Genomic DNA, 22,623 nt, shown 5'->3' with positions numbered 1-22,623 from the left:
AGAGGGGGGAACGATGCGCACACGGACACTGATCGCAACCGCCTGCGCACTCGCGCTGGGGGCCTGTACGGGGATGGACAGCGGCACGGGGGGCGAGACGCGCAGCGCGTCCGCCGCCTCGCCGTCGGTGGGTGCAGACGGGGGCACGCCCTACGCCTCGACCTACCAGCGCTATCCGGGGCGGCCGACCGCGCTGGTGGGCGCGACCGTGTTCGACGGGGCGGGCAACCGGTTCGACAATGCGACCGTGCTGCTGCGCGATGGCGAAGTGGTTGAGGTCGGCACCGGGCTGTCGACCGACGGCTACGACGTGATCGACGGCACCGGCAAGTTCGTCACCCCTGGGGTGATCGACATCCACTCGCACCTCGGCGACTATCCCACCCCGTCGGTCCAGGCGCATAGCGACGGGAACGAGGCGACCAGCCCGACCACGCCCGAAGTCTGGGCCGAACATTCGGTCTGGCCGCAGGACCCGGGCTTCAGCCGCGCGCTCGCCAATGGCGGGGTCACCGCGCTGCAGATTCTCCCCGGTTCGGCCAACCTCACCGGCGGCCGCTCGGTCACGCTCAAGAACGTCGCCTCGCGCACGGTGCAGGGGATGAAGTTCCCCGGCGCGCCCTACGGCATGAAGATGGCCTGTGGGGAGAATCCCAAGCGCGTCTACGGCAGCCGTGGGCGGATGCCCTCCACCCGGATGGGCAACTTCGCGGTCAACCGGCAGATGTGGCTCGACGCGCGCGCCTATGCTGCGGGTGACCGCTCCAAGCGCGATCTCGCCAAGGAGACGCTGGCCGGCGTGCTCGACGGTGACATCCTGATCCACAACCACTGCTACCGCGCGGACGAGATGGCGCTGGTGATGGATATGGCCAAGGAGATGGGCTACAAGGTCACCGCCTTCCACCACGCGGTCGAAAGCTACAAGATCGCCGATCTGCTGCGCGAAAACGACGTGTGCAGCGCGATCTGGGCCGACTGGTACGGCTTCAAGATGGAAAGCTACGACGGCATCCGCGAAAACGCGGCGCTGCTGTGGAAGTCGGGTGCCTGCGTGGTGATCCACTCGGACGACGAGAACGGTATCCAGCGCCTCAACCAGGAAGCCGCCAAGGCGCAGGCCGCCGGGCGACGCATGGGGCTCGACATTCCCGATGCCGACGTGGTCGGCTGGTTCACGCTCAACGCCGCCAAGGCGATGGGTATCGACAAAATGACCGGCAGCCTCGAACCCGGCAAGATGGCCGATGTGGTGCTGTGGAACGGCGACCCGCTGAGCGTCTATTCACGGCCCGAAAAGGTCTGGATCGACGGCGCGCTGCTGTACGATGCGCTGGATCGCAGCCGTCGCCCGGTGAGCGATTTCGAACTCGGCCAGCCCGGTGCGGGAGACGTCAAATGATCCGCCTCGCTCTGCTGGGCAGCGCCGCCGCGCTCGCCCTTGTCGCTCCTGCCGCCGCGCAGGACTTCACCATCACCAATGCGACCGTCGCAACCGGCGACGGCTCCGAACCGGTCGAGAACGCCACCGTGGTGGTCCGCAACGGGCGGATCGTCGCGGCGGGCACTGGCGTCACCGCGCCAGCGGGCGGCGAAGTGATCGACGGCACCGGCAAGTGGGTCACCCCGGGGATCTTCTCCGCAGTCACCGATCTCGGCCTGTCCGATGTCGATGGCGTGAGCGAGAGCAATGACACCGCGGCGGGCAATTCGCCCTTCAGCGCCGCGCTCGACGCGTCGACCGCGCTCAACCCCAATTCGCAGGACGTGCTGGTCGCGCGCGCCGACGGGATCACCCGGGCAAGCGTTTCCACCCGCCCCTCCGCCTCGATCTTCGGCGGCCAGGGTGCGGTGATCGATCTGGGGGCCGATCCGGACATGGTCACCCGTCCGCGCGCGTTCCAGCTGGTCGATCTGGGCGAGACCGGCGCACGCATTTCGGGCGGCAGCCGCACCAGCGCCCACGCGCTGCTGCGCAATGCGCTGCGCGAGGCGCAGTCCTACGGCGATCGCGCTGCCATTGGCGCTGCGACCGCACGCCCTTCGGACACCAGCTTCGGCGACGACGTTCCGCTCGACCCGCGCCTCTCGGGCCGCGACAGCGAGCGGGCGGGCGACGTGTTGCTGACCCGCTTCGATGCGGCCGCACTGGTGCCCGTCGTGCGCGGCGAGCAGCCGCTCTATGTGGTTGCAGAGCGCGCTTCGGACATTCGCGAGGCAATCAGGCTCAAGCGGGACTTCCCCCGGCTCGACCTCGTCATCCTCGGCGCGAGCGAGGGCTGGCTGGTCGCGAACGAGATCGCCGCCGCCAATGTCCCGGTGATCGCCGACCCGCTCGACGATCTGCCGACCGGGTTCGACCAGCTCGCTGCGACGCAGAGTAATATCGGGCGGATGCGCGATGCGGGTGTCACCGTCGCCATCGGGCGGATGAGCGGCGGGACCGGCGAACAGCCGCGCAACGCGCGCCAGTATGCCGGCAACCTCGTCGCGCTGTCGCGCGTGCCGGGTGCCACAGGCCTGACCTGGGGCGAGGCGCTGGCCACGATCACCTCGATTCCGGCGCGCATTTCCGGCTTCGGCGGGCGTCTGGGCACGCTTAGCCAGAACGCCGCCGCCGATGTGGTGATCTGGGATGGCGACCCGCTGGAGGTGGGCACGGTGCCCGAAGCGGTGTTCATCGACGGCGTCCGCCAACCGACTGACACCCACCAGTCGGGCCTGCGCGAACGCTATCGCGATCTGAACGAAGCCGATCTGCCACAGGCCTACGACTGGTGAGGATCGCGCTCGCCCTCGCAGCGCTGGCGCTGCCCTGCGCGGCCATTGCGCAGGATGACGCCGCGACCGACCAGCCCGCGCACGATCTCGCGTGGCACAACCGGCAGCAGGCCGCGATTGCCGAGCTGAAGGCGGAGGACGGCTGGCAGGTGTTGCCCGGCGGGCTCAAGTGGCGTCGCCTCGCCGGGGACGGCAGCGGGCCGAAGCCGACGGTCGAGGATACGGTCACCGTGCACTATGCCGGGCGTCTGCTCGACGGGACGCAGTTCGACAGCTCCTACGACCGGGGCGAACCCGCGACCTTCCCGCTCGGGCGGCTGGTGAAGGCATGGCAGCTCGCGATTCCGCAGATGGGGGTGGGCGATACGATCGAACTCTATACCCCGGCGGATCTGGCCTATGGCCCGGTCGGCAAGGGCCCGATCCCGGGCAATGCGACGCTGGTCTTCAAGGTGGAATTGCTCGGTATCGAATAGCCGCATTGGCGCAGGGAGGGATTGTGATGGTCGACCCGCTGATTTCGCTGATAGCCGCAAGCATCGCCTTCGTCGGCACGCATTTCGTTATGTCGCACCCCTTACGCGCGCCGATGGTCCGCCTGCTGGGCGATGGCGGCTTCATGATCGCCTATTCGCTGGTCAGCGCCGCCACGATGGCGTGGATGTATTTCGCCTTCGTCGCCACGCCTGCGGGCGCGCCGCTATGGGGCGGCTATGGCGACGGCGTGTGGATCGCGGCGAGCATCATCACGCTGCTGGCGCTGGTGCTGTTCGCGGGTTCGCTGATCGGCAATCCGGCCCTGCCCGCCCCGGGCGCGGAGAAGGCCGCGCTGCAGGCGCCGTCGGGCGTCTTCAAGGTCACCCGCCACCCGATGATGTGGGGCTTCGGCCTGTGGGCGTTCGCGCACCTGATCGCCGCACCGACATCGCGCACCGTGGTGGTCGCCCTCGCGATCGGAGTGCTCGCACTGGTCGGCGCACGCCTGCAGGACCGCAAGAAGGAGCTGCTGATGGGCGATGCCTGGCGGCAGTGGGAGGCGAACACCAGCTACTGGCCCCGCCTCGGCCGCATCTTCTCTGTCGGGATCGTGCCATGGATCGGCGGTATCGCAATCTGGCTGGGCGCGACCTGGTGGCACACGATGGATGCAGGCGTATGGCGCTGGGTCTGAGCGCCCCGCGAGCAACAGCTACTCGCCCCTGAAATCGGCCCCGCGCTTTTCCAGCAGCGCGGCGACGCCTTCCGCGTGATCCGCCGTGTGGTGCATCAGCCCCTGCGTATTGGCCGCGAGTTCGAGCGCGCCGTCATAGCTCAACCCGCGCGACTGGCGCAGCAGCATCTTGGTCTGCCGCAGCGCGGCGGGCGGCATGGCGGCAACCTTGGCGGCGAGCGTCTGCGCCTGTTCCATCAGCGCGTCGGGTTCGACCACCCGGCTGACCAGACCCCAATCCTGCGCGGTGGCCGCGTCGATCACATCGCCGGTGAAGAACAGCTCCGCCGCGCGCGCATCGCCGATCACGCGCGGCAGCAGCCACGTGCCGCCGTCGCCCGGCACCAGACCGAGCTTGAGAAAGGTCACGCCGAACTTCGCGCTGCTGCTCGCGATGCGCATGTCGGCAAGGCAGGCGAGATCGCAGCCCAGCCCGATCGCCGGGCCGTTGATCGCCGCGATCAGCGGAACGCGCAGGCCGTGCAGCGCGCGCAGGATGCGGTGGATATTGTCGCGATAGCCGTCGGCGATGGTCACCGGCGATCCGGCGAAATTGCCGGTGCGGTTCTGCATCGCCTTCACATCGCCGCCCGCGCTGAACGCACGCCCCGCCCCGGTCAGGATCGCACAGCGGATGGTGCTATCGGCATTGATCGCGTCGCACGCAGCCGCAAAGGCATCGCCGTCCCCCGCCTGGCCGAGAGCATTCATGCTCTCCGGCCGGGTGAGGGTCAGCGTGGCGATTGCGCCGGTGGCGCTATGGTCGAGAACGGACATGCGCCTGCCTAGCGCGCTGTCCGCCGGTTCGTAAACCGCTACGCCAGCGCGCAGTCGCGTCCGCTAGAACACCGCGATGTCGTTGCTCAGCGAGACGAAGGTGCCGTCGGCGCCAAACCCGATCAGGTCGGCGTGGCCATCGCCGTTCACATCAGCAACGATTCGCGGGAAGCGATCATTGCTGCTCCACCCGCCCGCACTGTCGCTCGAACCGAAGGCTTCGAGCGCCTGCTCCCACGCGCCGAAGGTGCCATCGCTCTGGCCATAGGCAACGTAGACGCCATCACGGCCGAACCCGACGATGTCGGCCCGTCCGTCGCCGTTCACATCGGCAACCTCGCGCGGCAAGAGGTCGTCGCTGGACCACCCCCCCGCGCTCGCGGCGGTGCCGAATGCATTGGTCGCGAGGAAGTAGTCGCCGAAGGTGCCGTCCGTCTCGCCGAGCGCGACGAAGGCACCCGCCGACCCGAAGCCGACGAGATCGGCACGACCATCGCCATTCACGTCCGCCACGGTGCGCGGATAGCGATCATTGCTGGTGAAGCCGCCTGCGCTGGGCGATTCACCGAAGGCGTCGATGCCGAGGAAGTATTCGCCGAAGGTTCCGTTCGCCTGACCGAGCGCGACGTAGGTGCCATTGGCAGCAAAGCCGACGATATCGGCCCGGCCATCGCCATTCACATCGCCCATGACGCGCGGATAACGATCCGCGTTGACCCAGCCGCCGGCTTCGCTGTTGGTCCCGAAATTGGCCGTTGCGAGCAGCGTAGCACCGAAGCCGCCATTGCCATCGGCCAGCGCGACATAGGTGCCGGCTGCCCCGAAACCGACGATGTCGGCATTCCCGTCGCCGTTCACGTCGGCAAGCATGCGCGGATAGCGGTTGGCATCGACCCAGCCACCGGCTTCATCGGCCGCGCCGAAGCCCTGATAGGCCAGAGTGACCGCACCGAAATTGCCATTGGCATCGGCCAGCGCGACGTACACGCCTGCCGATCCGAAACCGATCAGATCGGCGCGCCCGTCTCCGTTCACGTCCGCTGCGGTGCGCGGATAGATGGTGTTGTTGACCCAGCCGCCGCCGGCGTCCGAATAGCCGAAGCTTGCGATCGCCAGGGTCGGATCGCCGAACAGGCCGATATTGATCGTACCGTCGTCGAACTGCGCACGCTCCACATCGGACAGTGTATCGACGCCATCCGCGCCGGTGATCCGCACCCGCCCGTCACTCAGACGCTCGATCGAGTACTCGCTGCTGTTGCCGCTGAAGCGGGCCACATCGTTGCCGGTGCCGCCGAAGATTTCATCGTCGCCCAGACCGCCAACGAGCAGGTCGTTGCCCGCTTCGCCCCATAGCCTGTCGTTACCGCCACCGCCGAAGAGCTGGTCGTTCCCCGCGCCGCCATCGATCTGGTCATCGCCGAGCAGGCCGGAGAGAATATCGTCGTCTTCATAGCCGAGCAGGATGTCGCGCCCGTCACCGCCGGTCAGCGTGTCGGGGTTCGGGGTGCCGAAGAAGCGATCGGGAAGGTCGTAGACATATTGCGTATTCACCGCCGGAAAGCCGCTGTTGATGAACAGCTGACCGGTCTCGGCATTATACTGCAGAAGCTGCCCCTCGGTCTGCTCGGCGGCATAGAACGGGTCGCCCAGGGCATTGCCGGAGGGATCGAAGAGCTGGATGATCGCGCGGTCGGTCTCCGCGTCCTCCGGACGGGACCAGACGATCGTTCCGTCGGGCAGCACCGTCACGCTTCCGCCCGACACGTCGGGAACCACGACCTCGGTTCCGACCGGCTGTCCATCGGTTCCGTAGCGGCGGACATGCAGTCCCTCGTCGCCCCAGACGACAGCCACGGTGCCGTCGGCAAGAGCGAAGACATCGTTCAGGTAGGTGTTCGCCGAGGGTGCGATGCCGGTTGCGATGGTGAAGCTGGTGCCCACGCGCACGCCCGATTCATCGACGCGCTCGCCCACCAGGTTGAAGGTGCCATTGCCGCCCTGCGGCCCGGCATCCAGCCAGATGACAAAGGCGCCGCTGCCCAGCTCCGCCGCCCGCACATATTGCTGAACGCCCGAAGGGTCGGAGACGAGGTTGCGAGTGGTGGTGGTGCCATCGTCGAGAATCGCGACGCGAACGTCCCGGGTCTCGACCCCTTGCTCGGTTCGCACGAGATAGTCGTAATAGACCTGTAGCGACCCATCATCGAGCCGGATCATGTCCGTCAGATCGGAGGCGAAGGCCGGCCAAGTATATTGGTGCAGAAAAGTGCCATCGGGCGCAAAGTCGAAGATGTACCGCGGCTGGTTGGTCACTTGCGACACCTGGAACGCGAAACTGCCGTCCTCGAACACCTGCCCGGTGAGCCCGAAAAATCCGGTGAATGTCACGCTCGCTGCCGTACCGACCTGCGTCGGTCCGCCCAGGGCATTTCCGGCCGCATCGTAACGCTGCACATACAGAGTATGATAGACGTCAGGCGATTCGTTGCGCGACCGGGTGAGCTCGTAGAAGACGACCGTTCCGCCGTCCGGCATGGCAAGCTGGAAGCGGGCTCCGATCGAGTAGGTATAATTGCTGGAGGGCGGCGGCGGCGTAGGCACCAGAGTGCGCGATCCATCCTCGACAATATACTGGATATCACTCATCAAACCATCTCCCCAGAGGCGCCTAGCAGCGCAAGGCTGCATACCTTCTACAGCAAAGGTCGGTCAGATATAAGTCTATAGCCCGCCTCGCCTTTTCGGCAGGGACGCAAGGCGCGCGTGCGCCCGCTCCGGTTCGCCTCCCCCGCCGGGTGATGGCCCGGCGCGGCCCCGACAGCGTTTGTCGGCAAGCTCAGCGCGTGGACGAAAATGCGATCCGGTACGGCATGGCCGACATGCCGGTTTCGGCGGAGCGGAAATTCATGAAGCTGCCGTGATTGGCCCAGATCACATACCGCTGCCCGGGCGCGGCGACACACTCCATCGAGAAGGTCCGCCCGTCGTCGGACGCCCGCACATTGCCATCGCATTGCGGCGGCGCGTTCTCCGGACCGGTCGCGAAGCTGAAGCTGTCGCGCCGCATTTCGCGATCGAACGTGACCGACAGCGTGAAAGGACCGGGTTCGACGACCCCGCCGTCTGCCGGGCTGCTCGATACGACTTGCGGCGCGGTCGAACCCGAAGCCGCAGGCTTGCCGCCCGTCGACAGGCTGCCGGACGCCATGAGTATGATGAGAACGGTCAGTGCCACGATAATGCCTCCAATGATGAACGGCCACGGTCTTGACCGCCGCGGGGCGGCCCCGTCCATCACGGAAATCTCGTCACGATTTTTCTGGGCGGCGTAGATCCGCGCGGCCTCGCGGCTGCTGCCCACGCCCAGCTTGCGCCGGGCGCTGCGCAGCAGTTCGTTGGCCGCCGCTTCGCTGTCGCCGGTATGCGCGATCGCGCTTTTGACGGTGTGCCCTTCGGCCAGCAGGCCGAGGATGGCGCGCTCCCGGTCGGTCAGTTCGCCGGGTGCCGCCATCATTCGCGCTCTAGGCCCGCGCCTCTTCGACCCCTGCCGAATTGTGGCGCAGCGCAGCCAGCACGGTGTCGAGGATGTTCGCGGCGTTGAGCCCGGCCTCGTCGTACTGCTTCTTCGGGTCGTCCTGGTCCTGGAAGATATCGGGCAGACGCATGGTGCGCACTTTGAGCCCTTCGTCGAGCAGGCCGGAATCGCTGGCGAAGGTCAGCACGTGCGCGCCGAGCCCGCCGATCGCGGCCTCCTCGATCGTCACCACGACATCGTGATCGCGCATCGCCTTCTCGATCAGCGCGGTGTCGAGCGGCTTGGCGAAGCGCATGTCGGCCACGGTGGTCGACAGGCCGCGTGCCTCCAGCTGCTCCGCCGCGTCGAGCGCTTCGCCCAGACGCGTGCCGAGCGAGAGGATCGCGACCTTGCTGCCGTGCTTGACGATGCGGCCCTTGCCGATCTCCAGCTTTTCCAGCTTCTCGGGGATCTCGACGCCGGTGCCCGAGCCGCGCGGATAGCGGAAAGCGATGGGCCCGTCGTCGTATTCGGCGGCGGTGTAGGTCATGTGCGCCAGCTCCGCCTCGTCGGCGGCGGCCATCACCACCATATTGGGCAGCGTGGCGAGATAGGTGACGTCGAAGCTGCCCGCGTGGGTCGCGCCGTCCGCGCCGACCAGTCCCGCGCGGTCGATCGCGAAGCGCACCGGCAGGTTCTGGATCGCGACATCGTGGACCACCTGGTCGTAGGCGCGCTGGAGGAAGGTCGAATAGATCGCGGCGAAGGGCCGCATGCCCTGCGCGGCGAGGCCGGCGGCGAAGGTCACCCCGTGCTGTTCGGCGATGCCGACGTCGAAGCTGCGATCCGGATGCGCAGCCGCGAACTTGTCGACGCCCGTGCCGCTCGGCATGGCGGCGGTGATCGCGACGATCCGCTCGTCCGTCTCGGCCAGCTTGGCGAGGGTTTCGCCGAACACGTTCTGGTAGTTGGGCGGCCCGCCCTTGCTCTTCTTCTGCTCGCCGGTGATGACGTCGAACTTGGACACGCCGTGGTACTTGTCCGCCGACTGCTCGGCGAACTTGTAGCCCTTGCCCTTCTCGGTCACCACGTGGATCAGCACCGGGCCCTGTTCGCTGTCGCGCACGTTCTCCAGCACCGGCAGCAGGTGGTCGAGATTGTGCCCGTCGATCGGGCCGACGTAGTAGAACCCCAGCTCCTCGAACAGCGTGCCCCCGGTGACCATGCCGCGGGTGAATTCCTCCGCCTTGCCGAGCGAGGAATGGATGCGGCGGTGCATCTTCTTGGCGACCTTGGAGGCAAGGCTGCGCAGGCCGAGATATTCGCCGCTGGAAACCACGCGCGCGAGATAGGCGGAGAGGCCGCCGACCGGCGGCGCGATCGACATGTCGTTGTCGTTAAGGATCACGACCAGCCGGTTCCCCGCCTGCTCGGCATTGTTCATCGCCTCGTAGGCCATGCCGGCGCTCATCGCGCCGTCGCCGATCACCGCGATCCCGCGGCCCGGCTTGTCCTGCAGCTTGTTGGCGACCGCGAAGCCCAGCGCGGCCGAGATCGAGGTCGAGGAATGCGCCGCGCCGAAGGGGTCGTATTCGCTCTCGGTGCGCTTGGTGAAGCCCGACAGGCCACCGCCCTGGCGCAGCGTGCGGATCCGGTCCCGCCGCCCGGTCAGGATCTTGTGCGGGTAGCACTGGTGGCCGACGTCCCAGATCAGCCGGTCCTCGGGGGTGTTGAACACGTAGTGGATCGCCACGGTCAGCTCGACGACGCCGAGCCCGGAGCCCAGGTGCCCGCCGGTGGTGCCGACCGCATCGATCATTTCGGTGCGCAATTCGTCGGCCAGCTGGCGCAGCTTGCCGCGCTCGAGTTTCCGGAGGTCGGCGGGAAGATTGACCTGGTCGAGCAGGGGCGTTTCGGGACGTTCAGACATAGCGTCCATATCTAGACGCGCCCTTTCGGCTTGTCGATTCAAAGCCAGTCAGCGGCTGCATTCCGCGCACAGGCCGCGCAGCTCGATCACCGGGCGCACGTCGGAATAGCCCGCATCCCGGCCCGCTTCGCGCAGGGCACCGGTCACCCGGTCGTCGTCGATATGGTCCGCCGCTCCGCAATCGTCGCAGATCAGGAAGATGCAGTCGTGCCGGCAACCCGGGTGCGAATTGACGAGGAATGCGTTTGCGCTCTCGATCCGGTTGGCGAGGTTGCCGCGCACGAAGATGTCGAGAATGCGGTACACGCTGTTGGGCGCGACCCGGCTGCCGCGCTGCTTGCTGAGGTTTTCGGCGATGTCGTAGGCCGAAACGGGCCGGCTATGCTTGGCCAGTTCATCGAACACCTCGGCGCGCATACCGGTCCAGCGTTCGCCCTGTTCTTCGAGCGAGCGTTTCGCGGCCTCGGCAAGGGCCTCGCCCTCGTGTTCCTTGTGCGTGTGTCGATGTGCAGTAGCCATGGCCGACTAGATAGCGTGCCGCGCAGCGCCTTTCCAGCTCGCGCGTGCAGGGCCGCTTCAATCCTTCAGGAAGCTGGCGCGGTAGACCGCCGGATAGAATTCCTTGAGCGCGGCGACCTTGGGGGCATCCCAGCGCAGGATATATCCGTGGCGCGGGTTCTTGAGCGCGAAGTTCTGGTGATAGTCCTCCGCCGGATAGAAGGCCTGCGCGCGCACGATGTCTGTCACGATCGGCTTGTCCCACACGCCGGAGCGTTTCATCTGCGCCAGATAGGCCTTGGCCACGCGCAGCTGCTCGGCCGAGGTCGGGGCAAGCTCAGCATTATACTGCGCGCCCCGATCCGGCCCCTGCTGGTTGCGCAGGGTCGGGTCGGCGACGACCGAGAAGAAGATGCGCAGCAGCTGGTCGTACCGGATCTGCGAGGGATCATAGGTGATCTTCACCGCCTCGACATGGTCGGTCACCCCGCTGGAAACGAGCTTATAGCTCGCCTGCCGCTCGGTCCCGCCGTGATAGCCGGCGACCGCGCTCTTCACGCCTTTGACGTGGCTGAACACCGCCTCGACACCCCAGAAGCACCCGCCTGCGAAGATCGCGGTCTTGAGCCCGCTTTCCTTCGCCTTGGTCTGGGCGATCGGCGCGCGGACGTGGTTTTCCGCGGCCATTGCCTGCCCGCACCCGGTCAGCGCGAGCGATCCCGCAAGCAGCAGGCCGAGCATGCCGGAGGCAAGGCGAGGACGGCGTGCGGCCATCAGAAGAGCCCCAGCGCGAGGCCTTCGATACCCTCGAACCGGGTGACCAGCAGGGCCACGGCACCAAGGCCGAAGCCGATGCCGAAATTGCGGAAAAGGTCGGAACTGAAGAACTTCATGGGACTGCTCGTTCGTGTGTCTCAATAGCTACGTGAGCAACAGATGTAGGGATGCATCCCTGTCGTCGCGGTGAATTCGACGAACAGCGACGGCTAACCGTGCAAGGCCTAGGACGGGGCACGCCCGCCCCGGCCCAATCAGTGGCGGAAGTGGCGCATTCCGGTGAAAACCATCGCCAGACCGGCCTCGTTCGCGGCGTCGATCACTTCCTGGTCGCGCATCGAACCACCCGGCTGGATGATCGCGGTCGCACCAGCTTCGGCCGCGGCCAGCAGGCCGTCGGCGAAGGGGAAGAACGCATCGGAGGCGACTGCACTGCCGAGAGTGCGCGGCTCCGCCCAGCCGTATTCCCCGGCGGCTTCGGCGGCCTTGATCGCGGCGATCCGGCTCGAATCGCGGCGATTCATCTGGCCCGCGCCGATCCCTGCGGTCGCGCCATCCTTGGCGTAGACGATCGCGTTGGACTTGACGTGGCGCGCGACGGTCCACGCGAACAGGCAGTCCTTCAGCTCCTGCTGCGTCGGTTCGCGCGTTGTCACGACTTTCAGATCGTCGGTCGAAATGGTCGCGTTGTCGCGGCTCTGCACCAGCAGCCCGCCGGTGATCGGCTTGACGCTGAGCCCCTCGCGCCGCGGATCGGGCAGGTCGCCGACAGTCAGGAGGCGCAGGTTCTTCTTCTTGGCGAAGGCCTCGCGCGCCTTGTCCGAAACACTGGGCGCGATCACCACCTCGGTGAAGATCTCGCAGATCGCCCGCGCGGTCTCGCCGTCGAGCTCGCGGTTGACCGCGACGATCCCGCCGAAGGCCGAGACGCTGTCGCAGGCGAGCGCTTCGTTCCAAGCATCGATCAGCGTGCCTCGCTGGGCCACGCCGCAGGGGTTGGCGTGCTTGACGATCACCACCGCGGGCTCCTGCCCGGCGAATTCCGCGCACAGTTCCAGCGCGGCGTCGGCGTCGTTGTAATTGTTGTAGCTCAGTTCCTTGCCCTGCAGCTGCTCGGCCTGCGCAATGCCCTGCGCGTGCGGCCCGGTCGGCGTGTAGAGCGCGGCCTGCTGGTGAGGGTTCTCGCCATAGCGCAGCACGGTGGGCGCCTTGCCCCCGACCGAGAGGTAGTCGGGAAATTGCTGCTGCTGGTCGGCAAAGGCGAACCACTGGCTGATCATCGCGTCATAGGCGGCGGTTGCGGCGAAGGCCTTGGCCGCCATCTTGCGCCGGAAATCGAGGCTGGTGCCGCCCTTGCCGCTTTCCAGTTCCGCGATCAGCGTGGGATAATCCGCCGGATCGGTGAGGATGGTCACGAACTGGTGGTTCTTCGCTGCCGAGCGGACCATCGAAGGCCCGCCGATATCGATATTCTCGATGACCTCGAGCCGGTCCGCGCCCTTCGCAACGGTCGCCTCGAACGGGTAGAGATTGACCACCACCAGATCGATCGCGCCGATCTCGTGCTCCTGCATCGAGGCAACGTGATCCTCGTTGTCGCGCAGCGCCAACAGCCCGCCATGGACCTTGGGGTGGAGCGTCTTGACCCGCCCGTCCATCATCTCGGGGAAGCCCGTCAGGTCGGAGACATCGCGCACCTCCAGCCCCGCATCGCGCAGAGCCTTGGCGGTGCCGCCGGTCGATACGAGCTCCACGCCCCTGTCGGCGAGGGCGCGGCCAAGCTGGGGCAATCCCTCCTTGTCGGAAACCGAAAGGAGAGCCCTGCGGATAGCGATGTCAGTCACGTGTTATCCCATCTTCTTGAACAGCCAGGCGAAGCTGCCGCCGCTGCGCGGAGCCATCCCCTGCAATACGAGCTGTTGGATCGGCTGCGGCCGACCCTGTCCGTCGACGAAGAGGCTGTCTTCGATCGAGAGTGTGCCCGTATATTCACCCGCGACGCGGAATTGCCAGTGCGAACCGTCGGGCAGTGCGAGTCCTGCGCCCTTGCGGTCTTCGGAAAGCCGCGCGAGGATGCCCGGGCCGAGGTGGAAACGGATCGCGTAGCCCACCTTGCCGCGCTTGCCGCGCTTGCTTGCGGGCAGCAGCACGTCTTCCCCGGCCAGCTCCGTCCCATCCTCGCGCAGCACCAGCACGCGCTTGTGGTTGAGGCCGAAGCGTCCGGCATAGCCGTCATGCGTCGCCTCGATCCGGGTCGCGCCGCCGCGCGTGCCGCCAACCGTGCGCCGGTCGACCTCGACCTCGCCCACACCCGCGCCAAGCTTGCCCTTGATCAGGATCGCGGTCGAATTGACGTCTTCGAGAACCAGCGTGGAGTGAGCCGCAGTCGCGCGCAGACCCTGCTCGATCCGCGCGGGTACCTGCCCCCCGGCCCACGCCGCGCCGCCGCAATTGACGATCAGCCGCTGGCCTGCGGACGAAAGTTCGAAGGCGAGGGTAGAGGCGCAGCCCGACCGCGCGTAGCGGGCCAGAGGCGGCGGGGCCGCATCGAACTGCAGCACCGCCTTGCCCGCATGCGCCCTGTGATAGCCCCAGCCGCGCGGCTCCTTCAGCGGGCGGGTGCGCACCCCGCTCGCGCCGATCAGCTCGCTGACCCGCTCGGAGGCCACGGCACCCGCGCCCTGCCAGTTGCCCAGCCCCCCCTCGCCATGAACCACCGCAAGCAGCGGCGGGACCAGCAGTTCGGAGACGGCGCCGACGAACTTGGGCGGCTCGATCTTCATCGAGCGATAGCAGGCGGCCAGCTCGGTCAGCAGTTCGAGCATGTCCATCTGCGACAACGGGCTGCGCGATTGCACGCCGCCATCCTCGCCCACGAAATCGCCCAGCGCGCGGGCCAGCCCGGCTTCGGCATAGAGGCGGCGCGGCTTTCCTTCGGGCAGCAGCAGCCCTGCGGCGACCAGCCCGGCCCAGGCATGAATCTCTGCCTCCCGGTCGGGTGCCTTGGTGACATGCGAATCGAGCCAGTCAGCCGTCTTGTCCAGCGCGGCCAGCGTGCGCCCGCGCACCGCCTTGTTCGACAGGATCAGCGGCGCGTGGACCAGCCAGGCAAGCAGCCGCCTGCCCGCCGCCTCGACCTCCCACGCATGGCCCTTGCCCGGTGTGGCGAAGGCATCCAGCCACATGCGGTGGATGCGCAGCGCGGTCGCTTCGACCTGCGGCCGCGCGCCCGATCCTGCGAGATCGCGCAGCCAGAGATAGGAATGCACCGCACGCTCCAGCGGCGGGGCCATCCGGGTGCCGTTCTTGAAGTCGAGCTGGGCGATCGGCAGCTTGACCCCGTGGACGAGGAAATGCCCGGCCCGCAGCGCAATTCCCGCCGCCCGGTCACCCGGCAGCGGGGGCGTGACGGTCGCGAGCACGCGGCGCTTGGCAGGCTTCGAGAGCGGCGAGGTGATCAGCCGCCCGCGGATGCCGGCAGCATAGGCGATCCGGACCAGCCGCTCGCCCGCACTCACCCGCGGCGCGCCGATTTCCTGCGGAACCAGCGCACGCGAGGGGGCCAGAACTTCGACCTGCGGGATATCGCGAGACGCGGGCGGGGTTTCGGCCGATGCCATGGGGAGCGGTGCGGGTGGGTCTTCGGGCGCACTCAGCGCGGTCGGCTCGGGCTTGTCGGCCAGCGTCATGATCAGCTGGCGCGCGGCGCGTTCCTCACGATCGGGCACCTCTTCATGCGCGTCGTCCTGCGCGCTTCCTGCCGGACTATGCCCCACCCGTTCGACCATCAGCTCTCCCTGCCCTTCAGTCTTTCGATATTGGCGGCGTAGCGATCGGGCCCGCCTCTGAACGTCGCCGACCCTGCCACCAGCACATCGGCCCCGGCGGCGACGCAGCGCGGCGCGGTCTCCGCATCCACTCCGCCGTCGACCTCCAGCCAGATGTCCCGCCCGGTCGCGTCGATCATCGTCCGGATCGCCTCGATCTTGCGCAGCTGGCTGTCGATGAAGCTCTGCCCGCCGAAGCCCGGATTGACGCTCATCACCAGCACCAGGTCGACCATGTCGATCAGGTATTCGAGCACGCTTTCCGGCGTGCCCGGGTTCAACACCACGCCCGCCTTCTTGCCCAGCGAACGGATCGTCTGCAGCGTGCGATGCGTGTGCGGCCCGGCCTCTGGATGGATCGTGATGTGATCGGCACCCGCCTCGGCAAAGGCTTCCAGCCACTGGTCGACCGGGCTGACCATCAGATGCACGTCGAACGGCTTGTCGCTATGCGGGCGAAGCGCCTTCACCACGCCCGGACCGATCGTGAGGTTTGGCACGAAGTGCCCGTCCATCACGTCGATATGGATCCAGTCCGCTCCCGCAACATCGACGCTGCGCACCTCTTCCCCAAGCCGGGCGAAATCGGCGGAAAGGATGGACGGGGCAATCAGCGGTACGGTCATCTTGGCGAAATCGGCTTGTATGACAGGCGGGAGCTCGGGCTCCCCTTAGCGCGCGGCGAATCGGAAAGAGACAGCCACAACCACGTTTTCCCCCGCGAGTCGTCGTTTTGCCGCAAGTAAAAGCCAGTTCATGGCCAATTCAGTGCCTTGCCGATACTGGACAGCTCGAAGGGCAGGCTTGCGACAGCGTCGCCAGCGCCCCAATTCCACACTCATGAACGGACATAGATCGATGCGTTTCAGCCCCGTTACCCTTGCCGCGCGCGCCGCGTGCGCCGCGTGCGCCGTCGCGCTGGGCAGCCTGGCCCTCTCGCCGGTGGCGGCGCAGCAGGTCACCTACGCCAAGGTGATCTTCAACGACTTGAGCAAGTGCAGCAGCGGCGCAGGCCCTGCAATCCGGATCACGGTCACCGGCCTGCGCTCGAACGAGGGCGGCCTGTACGTGCGCACGTTCCGCGCGCGCGGTTCGGAATGGCTGCGCTCGCAGCGCTATCTGACCCGGCTCGAAACCAAGCCGCGCAGGGGCACGATGACGGTCTGCGTGCCGGTGGACAACGCGGGTGATTACGCGCTGACCGTGCACCACGATGTCAACGACAACCGCAAGAGCGACCTGTCGGTCGACGGCGGCGGCATCTCGAACAATCCCGAGGTCAAAACCCTTCTCGGCATCCCCCTCCCCCCGTCGCTGAGCAGCGCACGCTTTACGGTCGGCTCGGGCGTCACCAACCTGCGGGTCGACATGCACTACAAGGATTGAGAACGCCTGGCCGCATTATCCGCCATGCGATCCTTGCGCTTGAGATCAAATCTCTGTTTGACCGGCGGTCAGTCCGCAGACTGAGGATGACTCATGGCCACGAAGACGAAGCCGGGGATCGAACCGGACCGTATCAGCTTGCTCGAAACGCTCGACCGTCGGCTGCGCTGGCTGTCCTCGTGGACGATACATAACGCCAATAATATCCGCGAGAGCCGCGACCAGCTGAAGGTCGGCGGGCATCAGGCCAGCTGCGCCTCGATCAGCAGCATCATGGCCGCGCTCTATTTCCATGCGCTGGGGCCTAACGACAAGGTCGCGGTGAAGCCGCATGCCGGGCCGGTGCTGCATGCGATCCACTATCTGCTCGGCAGCCAGTCGCGCGAACAGCTGGAGGCGTTTCGCGGCTTCGGCGGCGCGCAGAGTTACCCGAGCCGCACCAAGGACCGCATTCCGGTCGATTTCTCCACCGGCTCGGTCGGGCTGGGTGTGGCGGTAACCGCCTTTGCCAGCCTGGTGCAGGACTATCTGGTCGCCCACGGCGCGCTCGCGCCCGAGAAGACCGGACGCATGGTCGCCCTGATGGGCGATGCCGAGCTCGACGAAGGCAATATCTACGAATGCCTGATCGAGGGGTACAAGCACGACGTGCGCAATTGCTGGTGGATCGTCGACTACAACCGCCAGTCGCTCGACCATACCACCGCCGATCGCATGTTCCGCCGCTTCGACGACATCTTCCGCACCTGCGGCTGGCGGGTCGTCACGCTCAAATACGGCAAGCTGATGGAGGAGGCTTTCGAGGAGCCCGGCGGCGAGGCTTTGCGCGAGTGGATCGACACCACCTCCAACGCCGAATATGCCGCGCTGACCTATCAGGGCGGCGAGCAATGGCGCGCGCGCCTGACGAAGGACATCGGCCATCACAAGGGCGTGGCCGAGTTGCTGGAGCGGCGCGACGACGAGGCGCTGGCGCGGCTGATGACCAACCTCGGCGGCCATTGCATGGAAAGCCTGACCGAAGCCTTCGACGCGGCCGACGACGACACGCCGACGCTGTTCATTGCCTACACGATCAAGGGCTACGGCCTGCCCTTCGCGGGCCACAAGGACAATCATGCCGGCCTGATGAACACCGGCCAGATCGAGGCGCTGCGCGATCAGCAGGGCATCGCCGAGGGGAGCGAGTGGGAACCCTACGCCGGGATCGGCGACAATATCGAATCCGCGCTGCGAGATCTGGTCGAAGGGACGCAGATCGCCCGCGAGAAGGCGAACGCACATGCTGCCACCTTCGATGTGCCTGCGATCGCCGCGCCCGAAGGCAGCGAGCAGGCGACGCAGACCGCTTTCGGCAAGATCCTGCTCGACCTCGCCAAGGGCGGCTCGCCGCTCGCGGACCGGATCATCACCACCTCGCCCGATGTGACCGTGTCCACCAATCTGGGCGCATGGGTCAATCAGCGCGGTCTGTTCCGCCGCCAGCAGATGGAGGACGTGTTCCGCAAGGCACGCATCCCCTCGGCCCAGAAGTGGGAGGGCGACACGGCAGGCCAGCATCTGGAACTGGGCATTGCCGAGAACAACCTGTTCCTCGCACTGGCCGCGATGGGGCTGTCGGGCGCGCTGTTCGGCGAAAGGCTGCTGCCGATCGGGACGGTCTACGATCCGTTCATCGCGCGCGGCCTCGATGCGCTGAACTACGGCTGTTACCAGGATGCGCGGTTCATGCTGGTCGCAACCCCGGCGGGCGTGACGCTGGGCCCGGAGGGCGGCGCGCACCAGTCGATCAACCCGCCGCTGATCGCTATGGGCCAGCCGGGCCTGCGCCATTACGAGCCCGCCTTCGTCGACGAACTGGCCCTGCTGATGGAAGAGGCGTTCGCGCTTCTGCAGGCGCCCGACGGGGAATCGGTCTACTTCCGCCTCACCACGCGCGCCATCCCGCAGGTCGAGCGCACCGACGATGCGTGGAAGGATGGCGCGAAGAAGGGTGCCTACTGGCTGCGCGCACCCGGTGAGGGTGCCGAGGCTGCGATCGTGACCATGGGCGCGGTGACACCCGAGGCCATCGCGGCCTGCGATGCGATGGCCGACGATCTGCCCGGACTCGGCCTGCTGGTGGTGACCTCGCCCGATCTGCTCCACCGCGAATGGAGCGCGCGCATGGCGCGAGGGGATGCGGGGCCTCCCCACATCGAAAGCCTGTTGTCGCAGCTCCCTGTCGGCGCACAGCTCGTCACCATGCTCGACGGATCGCCGGGCGCACTCTCCTGGATTGGCAGCGTTGACGGGCGCCGCGTCTCGCCCCTGGGCGTAGACCGCTTTGGCCAGACCGGCGACCTGGTCGATCTGTATCGCGAATATCGCCTCGATCCCGACGCCATCATCGCAGCGATGGCAAAGCTGTTCGGAGGCTGAGGCAAGCACGAGCGAAAAAGCCACGCCCGCCCTTCCCCCAAGATGGAAGAGAGCAGGTTCGCCAGGCGCTTTGCAGAAAAGGGCGACAGCATCACTGTCTCTCGCAGGCCGACGCCATCAGCTTGCACCAGACATGTAGCGCGGTGTCAGCACACTGGAAGAGACTTTGGGAAAAGCCGTATTGGCTCGAAAAGAGCGACGCGCAAACGCTGCGTCCAGCCCGAGACACCAGCATATGTAGAATCTGAAGTAATGGTGCCCAGAAGAGGACTCGAACCTCCACGACCTTGCGATCGCCGCCACCTGAAGACGGTGCGTCTACCAATTCCGCCATCTGGGCACACATGGCAGGCCGGTCATCGAAGGCGCGGCCGCCGGGTAGGCGCGGGCCACTAACCGAGGGAGGGCATGCCTGTCAACGCAAATAGAGAACACGCATGCCAGCCTTGCGAGGCTCGTCGCCATCCGGCAAAGCGGCGCTGCATATCAACCGCCCAATTGCTCCCTTCGGAAAGGCCTACCCGATGCCCATCACCAATCCGCTCGCCGACAAGGTGGTGACGATCTTCGGCGGCAGCGGCTTCATCGGCCGCCACGTCGCCGAAGACCTGCTGCAGCAGAATGCGCGCGTGCGCATCGCCGCGCGCCATCCGGAAGAAGCGTTCTCGCTCAAGCCGCTGGCCAAGCTGGGCCAGCTGCAGTTCGCCCGGTGCGACATTCTCGACGAGCGCAGCGTGCGTGCCTGCGTCGAAGGGAGCGATGCGGTGGTCAACCTGGTCGGCACCTTCGAAGGCGACCTGATGAAGCTGATGGGCGAGGCTGCGGGCAATCTGGCGCGCGCGGCTAAGGTCGCGGGAGCGAGCCGCTTCGTTCAGGTCAGCGCGATCGGCGCGGACCGCAACGGCCCCTCCACCTATGCGCAGGCCAAGGCGCTGGGCGAGGAACTGGTGCGCGATGCCTTCCCCAAGGCGACGATCCTGCGCCCCTCGATCATCTTCGGCCCCGATGGCGGCATCCTCAACCTGTTTGCAGACCTGATTTCGAGCCTGCCGGTGCTGCCGGTCTTCGCGCCCGATTCGCCGCTGCAGGTGGTCCATGTCGACGATGTCGCGTCGGCGATCACCAGGGCGCTGCTCGACCCGTCCGAGTTCGGCGGCAAGATCTACGAGCTGGCCGGGCCGGACAAGTGGACGATGATGGAGCTCAATCAGCGGATCGCCAAGGCGCAGCGGCGCAAACGCACCTTCCTGCCGATGCCCGACGCCGCCAGTGCCGCTTTTGCCGCGCTGCCCGGCACGCCGATGGGGACGGACCAGTGGCGCATGCTCAAGGCGGGCAGCACCTCCTCTGAAGGGGTGCCTGGCTTCGCTGCGCTTGGTATCCAGCCGCGCCCGCTGGAGCTGGTGATCGACCACTACATGGTCCGCTATCGCAAGCACGGCCGCTTTGCGGAGAAGATGGACAGCGTGGGCTGAGAGCGCCCGCACGCGCGGTCAGCCGTCGGCAGGCGTTCCGTCGGTATCCTGGGCCTTGGTCTCGGCGATTAGGGGAATCGGTTCGACCAGCAGGATCGCACCGTCATTGCCACTGATCCGCACACGCTGCCCGGCCGGAGTGTCGGGCCCCCGGGCGATCCACTCGCTGTCGCCCAGCCGCACGCGCCCGCTGCCGCTCTCGATCGGCTGGACGACCAGAGCCGTCTCCCCGACCATCCGCCCGCCACGCTGGTTGAGCAGCGGATCGCTGCTGACGATCGGCTTGTCATTGAGATAGCGGCGCGCGCTGTACACCGCGATCAGCGAAAGCGAGACGAAGCTGACGATCTCCAGCGGCCAGCCGAAGGGCAGCACGAACGCCAGCGCGCCCGTGACCAGCGCCGCGACGGCGAGCCAGATGAGGTAGACCCCGGGCACCAGCAGTTCGAGCACGGCCAGGAAGAGGCCCAGCGCGATCCATATCCAGTAATGGTCGATCCCGTCGATCATCGCCGCTTACCGATCACTGCGGATCGCCACGGCCCGCACGGGGCACGGAGGCGCGTTCGCGGGTCACCGGATCGCGCTCGCGGGAGAGCGGCACGCCGTTATTGCCGCCGACCGGCGCCTTCTCGCCCGGATTGATGGCATCGCGCACCAGTTCGCCGATCCCGCCGAGCGAACCGATCAGCTGGGTCGCCTCGACCGGGAACAGGATCGTCTTGGCATTGGGGCTATCGGCGAACTTGCCCACCGCCTTGGTGTATTCCTGCGCAACGAAGTAGTTGATCGCCTGATTGCCCGAGGATGCGATCGCGTCGGACACCATCTGGGTGGCCTTGGCTTCGGCTTCGGCGGCACGCTCGCGCGCCTCGGCGTCGCGGAACGCACTCTCACGCGCACCTTCGGCCTTCAGGATCGCGCTCTGCTTCTCACCCTCGGCGCGCAGGATGCGGCTCTGGCGATCGCCCTCGGCTTCGAGGATTTCGGCGCGCTTGAGGCGTTCGGCCTTCATCTGCCGGGCCATCGCTTCGGAAATGTCGCGCGGCGGGCGGATATCCTTGATCTCGACCCGGGTGATCTTGATCCCCCACGGCGAGGTCGCGTGGTCGACCACGCTGAGCAGGCGGGCGTTGATCTCGTCGCGCTTGGACAGCGTCTCGTCCAGATCCATGCTGCCCATCACGGTGCGCAGGTTGGTGGTGGTGAGCGCCATGATCGCGGGGTGCAGGCCGGAGACCTCGTAAGCCGCCTTGGGCGCGTCGAGCACCTGGAAGAACACCACCGCATCGACCCCGACCATCGCGTTGTCCTTGGTAATGATCTCCTGCCCCGGGATATCGAGCACCTGTTCCATCATGTTGATGCGGTGGCCGACCCGGTCGATCAGCGGGAAGATGATCGTCAGGCCCGGATCGGCAGCCTTGGTGAACTTGCCGAACCGCTCGATCGTGTAGACGTAGCCCTGCTTCACCATGGTAATGGCGGTCATCAGGAAGACGAGCAGCAGGAACACCAGCAGCCCGAGAACGACAATTCCACCCATGCGATCCACTCCTGATTTTTGCAGGGGTTCAGCCTAGCGGGCAGGATCGGGGAGGCCAAGCGAAACCGGGGCTTGGGAACGGGTTGGCTTGGCTCGGGCCGGGTTGGACCAGGCGACAGGACGACGCGAAAAAGGGGAGCGGCCCGCTCGGGCGCCCCCCTTTTTGTATCTCAAGGTCCGGTAGGACCGAGCGTAGCGGCCTTAGGCGCTGATCGGAGTGTCGTCGTCCGAATCGGTCAGCGCGACAGCGCCCGCGATAACACCGGCGATAAGCGCCAGCGCGATGAACTGGGTGCCGTAGCTGAGCCCGGCGATTTCACTTTCTTCCGACGCCGGAGCGGCGGTGCGGACAGGTTCCGCCTGAGCGGCGATCGAACCACCGGCGAGAGCGAGCGCGGCGGCGGCAGTCAAAGTCTTGGCAATACGCACGTATCTTCCCCTCTTAAGAAGCTTCATCCAGCCCCATGCACAAGCGCCA

Annotated in this window: 19 protein-coding genes and 1 tRNA gene; 7 read left to right on the top strand and 13 right to left on the bottom strand. The window is 66.8% G+C overall.

Going from position 1 to position 22,623, the window contains the following annotated elements:
* Positions 1-13 precede the first annotated feature (13 nt).
* Genes KYN89_RS07775 through KYN89_RS07760 form a run of 4 tightly spaced genes read left to right on the top strand, consistent with a single transcriptional unit; the run spans position 14 to position 3,952 of the window.
* Complete coding sequence (locus tag KYN89_RS07775) at positions 14-1,402, top strand: amidohydrolase (protein ID WP_222824543.1); 1,389 nt, start codon at positions 14-16, stop codon at positions 1,400-1,402.
* On the top strand, positions 1,399-2,781 hold the full coding sequence (locus tag KYN89_RS07770; protein WP_222824542.1) for an amidohydrolase family protein: 1,383 nt from the start codon (positions 1,399-1,401) through the stop codon (positions 2,779-2,781). The genes KYN89_RS07775 and KYN89_RS07770 overlap by 4 nt, the downstream gene beginning before the upstream one ends.
* Entirely contained in the window at positions 2,778-3,257 is a 480-nt protein-coding gene (locus tag KYN89_RS07765) for an FKBP-type peptidyl-prolyl cis-trans isomerase (RefSeq protein ID WP_222824541.1), read from the top strand. Before KYN89_RS07770 ends, KYN89_RS07765 begins: the two co-directional genes overlap by 4 nt.
* Positions 3,258-3,283: 26 nt before the next feature.
* Positions 3,284-3,952, top strand: a complete 669-nt coding sequence (locus tag KYN89_RS07760) for an NnrU family protein (RefSeq protein ID WP_222824540.1) — start codon at positions 3,284-3,286, stop codon at positions 3,950-3,952.
* Between the two features lie 18 nt (positions 3,953-3,970).
* Here the strand turns inward: KYN89_RS07760 and KYN89_RS07755 are convergent, their stop codons facing one another.
* The 9 genes from KYN89_RS07755 to rpe form a co-directional block, all read right to left on the bottom strand.
* On the bottom strand, positions 3,971-4,768 hold the full coding sequence (locus tag KYN89_RS07755) for a crotonase/enoyl-CoA hydratase family protein (RefSeq protein ID WP_222824539.1): 798 nt from the start codon (positions 4,766-4,768) through the stop codon (positions 3,971-3,973).
* Positions 4,769-4,831: 63 nt separating this feature from the next.
* Positions 4,832-7,417, bottom strand: a complete 2,586-nt coding sequence (locus tag KYN89_RS15440) for an FG-GAP-like repeat-containing protein (RefSeq protein ID WP_283248518.1) — start codon at positions 7,415-7,417, stop codon at positions 4,832-4,834.
* Between the two features lie 190 nt (positions 7,418-7,607).
* Positions 7,608-8,282 carry a helix-turn-helix transcriptional regulator gene (locus KYN89_RS07745; RefSeq protein ID WP_222824537.1) on the bottom strand — a complete coding sequence of 225 codons (675 nt, stop codon included), beginning with the start codon at positions 8,280-8,282 and terminating at the stop codon, positions 7,608-7,610.
* A 10-nt stretch (positions 8,283-8,292) separates the two neighbouring features.
* Complete coding sequence (gene dxs / locus KYN89_RS07740) at positions 8,293-10,215, bottom strand: 1-deoxy-D-xylulose-5-phosphate synthase (protein ID WP_222824536.1); 1,923 nt, start codon at positions 10,213-10,215, stop codon at positions 8,293-8,295.
* Between the two features lie 48 nt (positions 10,216-10,263).
* Positions 10,264-10,734, bottom strand: a complete 471-nt coding sequence (locus KYN89_RS07735) for a Fur family transcriptional regulator (protein WP_222824535.1) — start codon at positions 10,732-10,734, stop codon at positions 10,264-10,266.
* 57 nt (positions 10,735-10,791) lie between these two features.
* Positions 10,792-11,487, bottom strand: coding sequence for a peptide-methionine (S)-S-oxide reductase MsrA (msrA, locus tag KYN89_RS07730; protein ID WP_248285069.1), 696 nt, complete (start codon positions 11,485-11,487; stop codon positions 10,792-10,794).
* A 257-nt stretch (positions 11,488-11,744) separates the two neighbouring features.
* Complete coding sequence (gene purH / locus KYN89_RS07725; protein ID WP_222824534.1) at positions 11,745-13,334, bottom strand: bifunctional phosphoribosylaminoimidazolecarboxamide formyltransferase/IMP cyclohydrolase; 1,590 nt, start codon at positions 13,332-13,334, stop codon at positions 11,745-11,747.
* Positions 13,335-13,337: 3 nt separating this feature from the next.
* Positions 13,338-15,278, bottom strand: coding sequence for a heparinase II/III family protein (locus KYN89_RS07720; protein ID WP_222824533.1), 1,941 nt, complete (start codon positions 15,276-15,278; stop codon positions 13,338-13,340).
* Positions 15,278-15,943, bottom strand: coding sequence for a ribulose-phosphate 3-epimerase (gene rpe, locus KYN89_RS07715; RefSeq protein ID WP_222824532.1), 666 nt, complete (start codon positions 15,941-15,943; stop codon positions 15,278-15,280). Before rpe ends, KYN89_RS07720 begins: the two co-directional genes overlap by 1 nt.
* A 214-nt stretch (positions 15,944-16,157) precedes the next feature.
* On the opposite strand from rpe, the gene KYN89_RS07710 reads away from it, so the two are divergent.
* Together KYN89_RS07710 and KYN89_RS07705 are read left to right on the top strand one after the other, a co-directional pair.
* On the top strand, positions 16,158-16,703 hold the full coding sequence (locus KYN89_RS07710) for a DUF2141 domain-containing protein (RefSeq protein ID WP_222824531.1): 546 nt from the start codon (positions 16,158-16,160) through the stop codon (positions 16,701-16,703).
* Positions 16,704-16,796: 93 nt separating this feature from the next.
* Positions 16,797-19,124, top strand: a complete 2,328-nt coding sequence (locus tag KYN89_RS07705) for a transketolase (protein ID WP_222824530.1) — start codon at positions 16,797-16,799, stop codon at positions 19,122-19,124.
* A 253-nt stretch (positions 19,125-19,377) separates the two neighbouring features.
* Here the strand turns inward: KYN89_RS07705 and KYN89_RS07700 are convergent.
* Positions 19,378-19,464: transfer RNA gene (locus KYN89_RS07700), tRNA-Leu, on the bottom strand.
* Between the two features lie 184 nt (positions 19,465-19,648).
* On the opposite strand from KYN89_RS07700, the gene KYN89_RS07695 reads away from it, so the two are divergent.
* Positions 19,649-20,599, top strand: coding sequence for a complex I NDUFA9 subunit family protein (locus KYN89_RS07695; protein WP_222824529.1), 951 nt, complete (start codon positions 19,649-19,651; stop codon positions 20,597-20,599).
* Positions 20,600-20,617: 18 nt separating this feature from the next.
* Here the strand turns inward: KYN89_RS07695 and KYN89_RS07690 are convergent, their stop codons facing one another.
* From KYN89_RS07690 to KYN89_RS07680, 3 genes are all read right to left on the bottom strand, one after another.
* The gene (locus tag KYN89_RS07690) at positions 20,618-21,109 is read right to left on the bottom strand and encodes an NfeD family protein (protein WP_222824528.1); all 492 of its coding nucleotides are present in this window, start codon (positions 21,107-21,109) and stop codon (positions 20,618-20,620) included.
* Positions 21,110-21,122: 13 nt separating this feature from the next.
* Positions 21,123-22,145, bottom strand: coding sequence for an SPFH domain-containing protein (locus tag KYN89_RS07685; protein WP_222824527.1), 1,023 nt, complete (start codon positions 22,143-22,145; stop codon positions 21,123-21,125).
* A gap of 201 nt (positions 22,146-22,346) precedes the next feature.
* Entirely contained in the window at positions 22,347-22,574 is a 228-nt protein-coding gene (locus KYN89_RS07680; RefSeq protein ID WP_222824526.1) for a hypothetical protein, read from the bottom strand.
* Positions 22,575-22,623: the final 49 nt, after the last annotated feature.

This window comes from Alteriqipengyuania abyssalis (genome assembly GCF_019857185.1).
GTDB classification, from domain to species: domain Bacteria; phylum Pseudomonadota; class Alphaproteobacteria; order Sphingomonadales; family Sphingomonadaceae; genus Alteriqipengyuania; species Alteriqipengyuania abyssalis.
This window is presented reverse-complemented; position numbering and strand designations above follow the sequence as displayed.

What these genes read in the sequence shown, in the direction of transcription:
- KYN89_RS07775 (WP_222824543.1), top strand. Translation starts at nt 14, where the DNA reads ATGCGCACACGGACACTGATCGCAACCGCCTGCGCACTCGCGCTGGGG.
- KYN89_RS07770 (WP_222824542.1), top strand. Translation starts at nt 1,399, where the DNA reads ATGATCCGCCTCGCTCTGCTGGGCAGCGCCGCCGCGCTCGCCCTTGTC.
- KYN89_RS07760 (WP_222824540.1), top strand. Translation starts at nt 3,284, where the DNA reads ATGGTCGACCCGCTGATTTCGCTGATAGCCGCAAGCATCGCCTTCGTC.
- KYN89_RS07755 (WP_222824539.1), bottom strand. Translation starts at nt 4,768, where the DNA reads ATGTCCGTTCTCGACCATAGCGCCACCGGCGCAATCGCCACGCTGACC.
- KYN89_RS15440 (WP_283248518.1), bottom strand. Translation starts at nt 7,417, where the DNA reads ATGAGTGATATCCAGTATATTGTCGAGGATGGATCGCGCACTCTGGTG.
- KYN89_RS07745 (WP_222824537.1), bottom strand. Translation starts at nt 8,282, where the DNA reads ATGGCGGCACCCGGCGAACTGACCGACCGGGAGCGCGCCATCCTCGGC.
- dxs (WP_222824536.1), bottom strand. Translation starts at nt 10,215, where the DNA reads ATGTCTGAACGTCCCGAAACGCCCCTGCTCGACCAGGTCAATCTTCCC.
- KYN89_RS07735 (WP_222824535.1), bottom strand. Translation starts at nt 10,734, where the DNA reads ATGGCTACTGCACATCGACACACGCACAAGGAACACGAGGGCGAGGCC.
- msrA (WP_248285069.1), bottom strand. Translation starts at nt 11,487, where the DNA reads ATGGCCGCACGCCGTCCTCGCCTTGCCTCCGGCATGCTCGGCCTGCTG.
- KYN89_RS07720 (WP_222824533.1), bottom strand. Translation starts at nt 15,278, where the DNA reads ATGGTCGAACGGGTGGGGCATAGTCCGGCAGGAAGCGCGCAGGACGAC.
- rpe (WP_222824532.1), bottom strand. Translation starts at nt 15,943, where the DNA reads ATGACCGTACCGCTGATTGCCCCGTCCATCCTTTCCGCCGATTTCGCC.
- KYN89_RS07710 (WP_222824531.1), top strand. Translation starts at nt 16,158, where the DNA reads ATGAACGGACATAGATCGATGCGTTTCAGCCCCGTTACCCTTGCCGCG.
- KYN89_RS07705 (WP_222824530.1), top strand. Translation starts at nt 16,797, where the DNA reads ATGGCCACGAAGACGAAGCCGGGGATCGAACCGGACCGTATCAGCTTG.
- KYN89_RS07695 (WP_222824529.1), top strand. Translation starts at nt 19,649, where the DNA reads ATGCCCATCACCAATCCGCTCGCCGACAAGGTGGTGACGATCTTCGGC.
- KYN89_RS07690 (WP_222824528.1), bottom strand. Translation starts at nt 21,109, where the DNA reads ATGATCGACGGGATCGACCATTACTGGATATGGATCGCGCTGGGCCTC.
- KYN89_RS07685 (WP_222824527.1), bottom strand. Translation starts at nt 22,145, where the DNA reads ATGGGTGGAATTGTCGTTCTCGGGCTGCTGGTGTTCCTGCTGCTCGTC.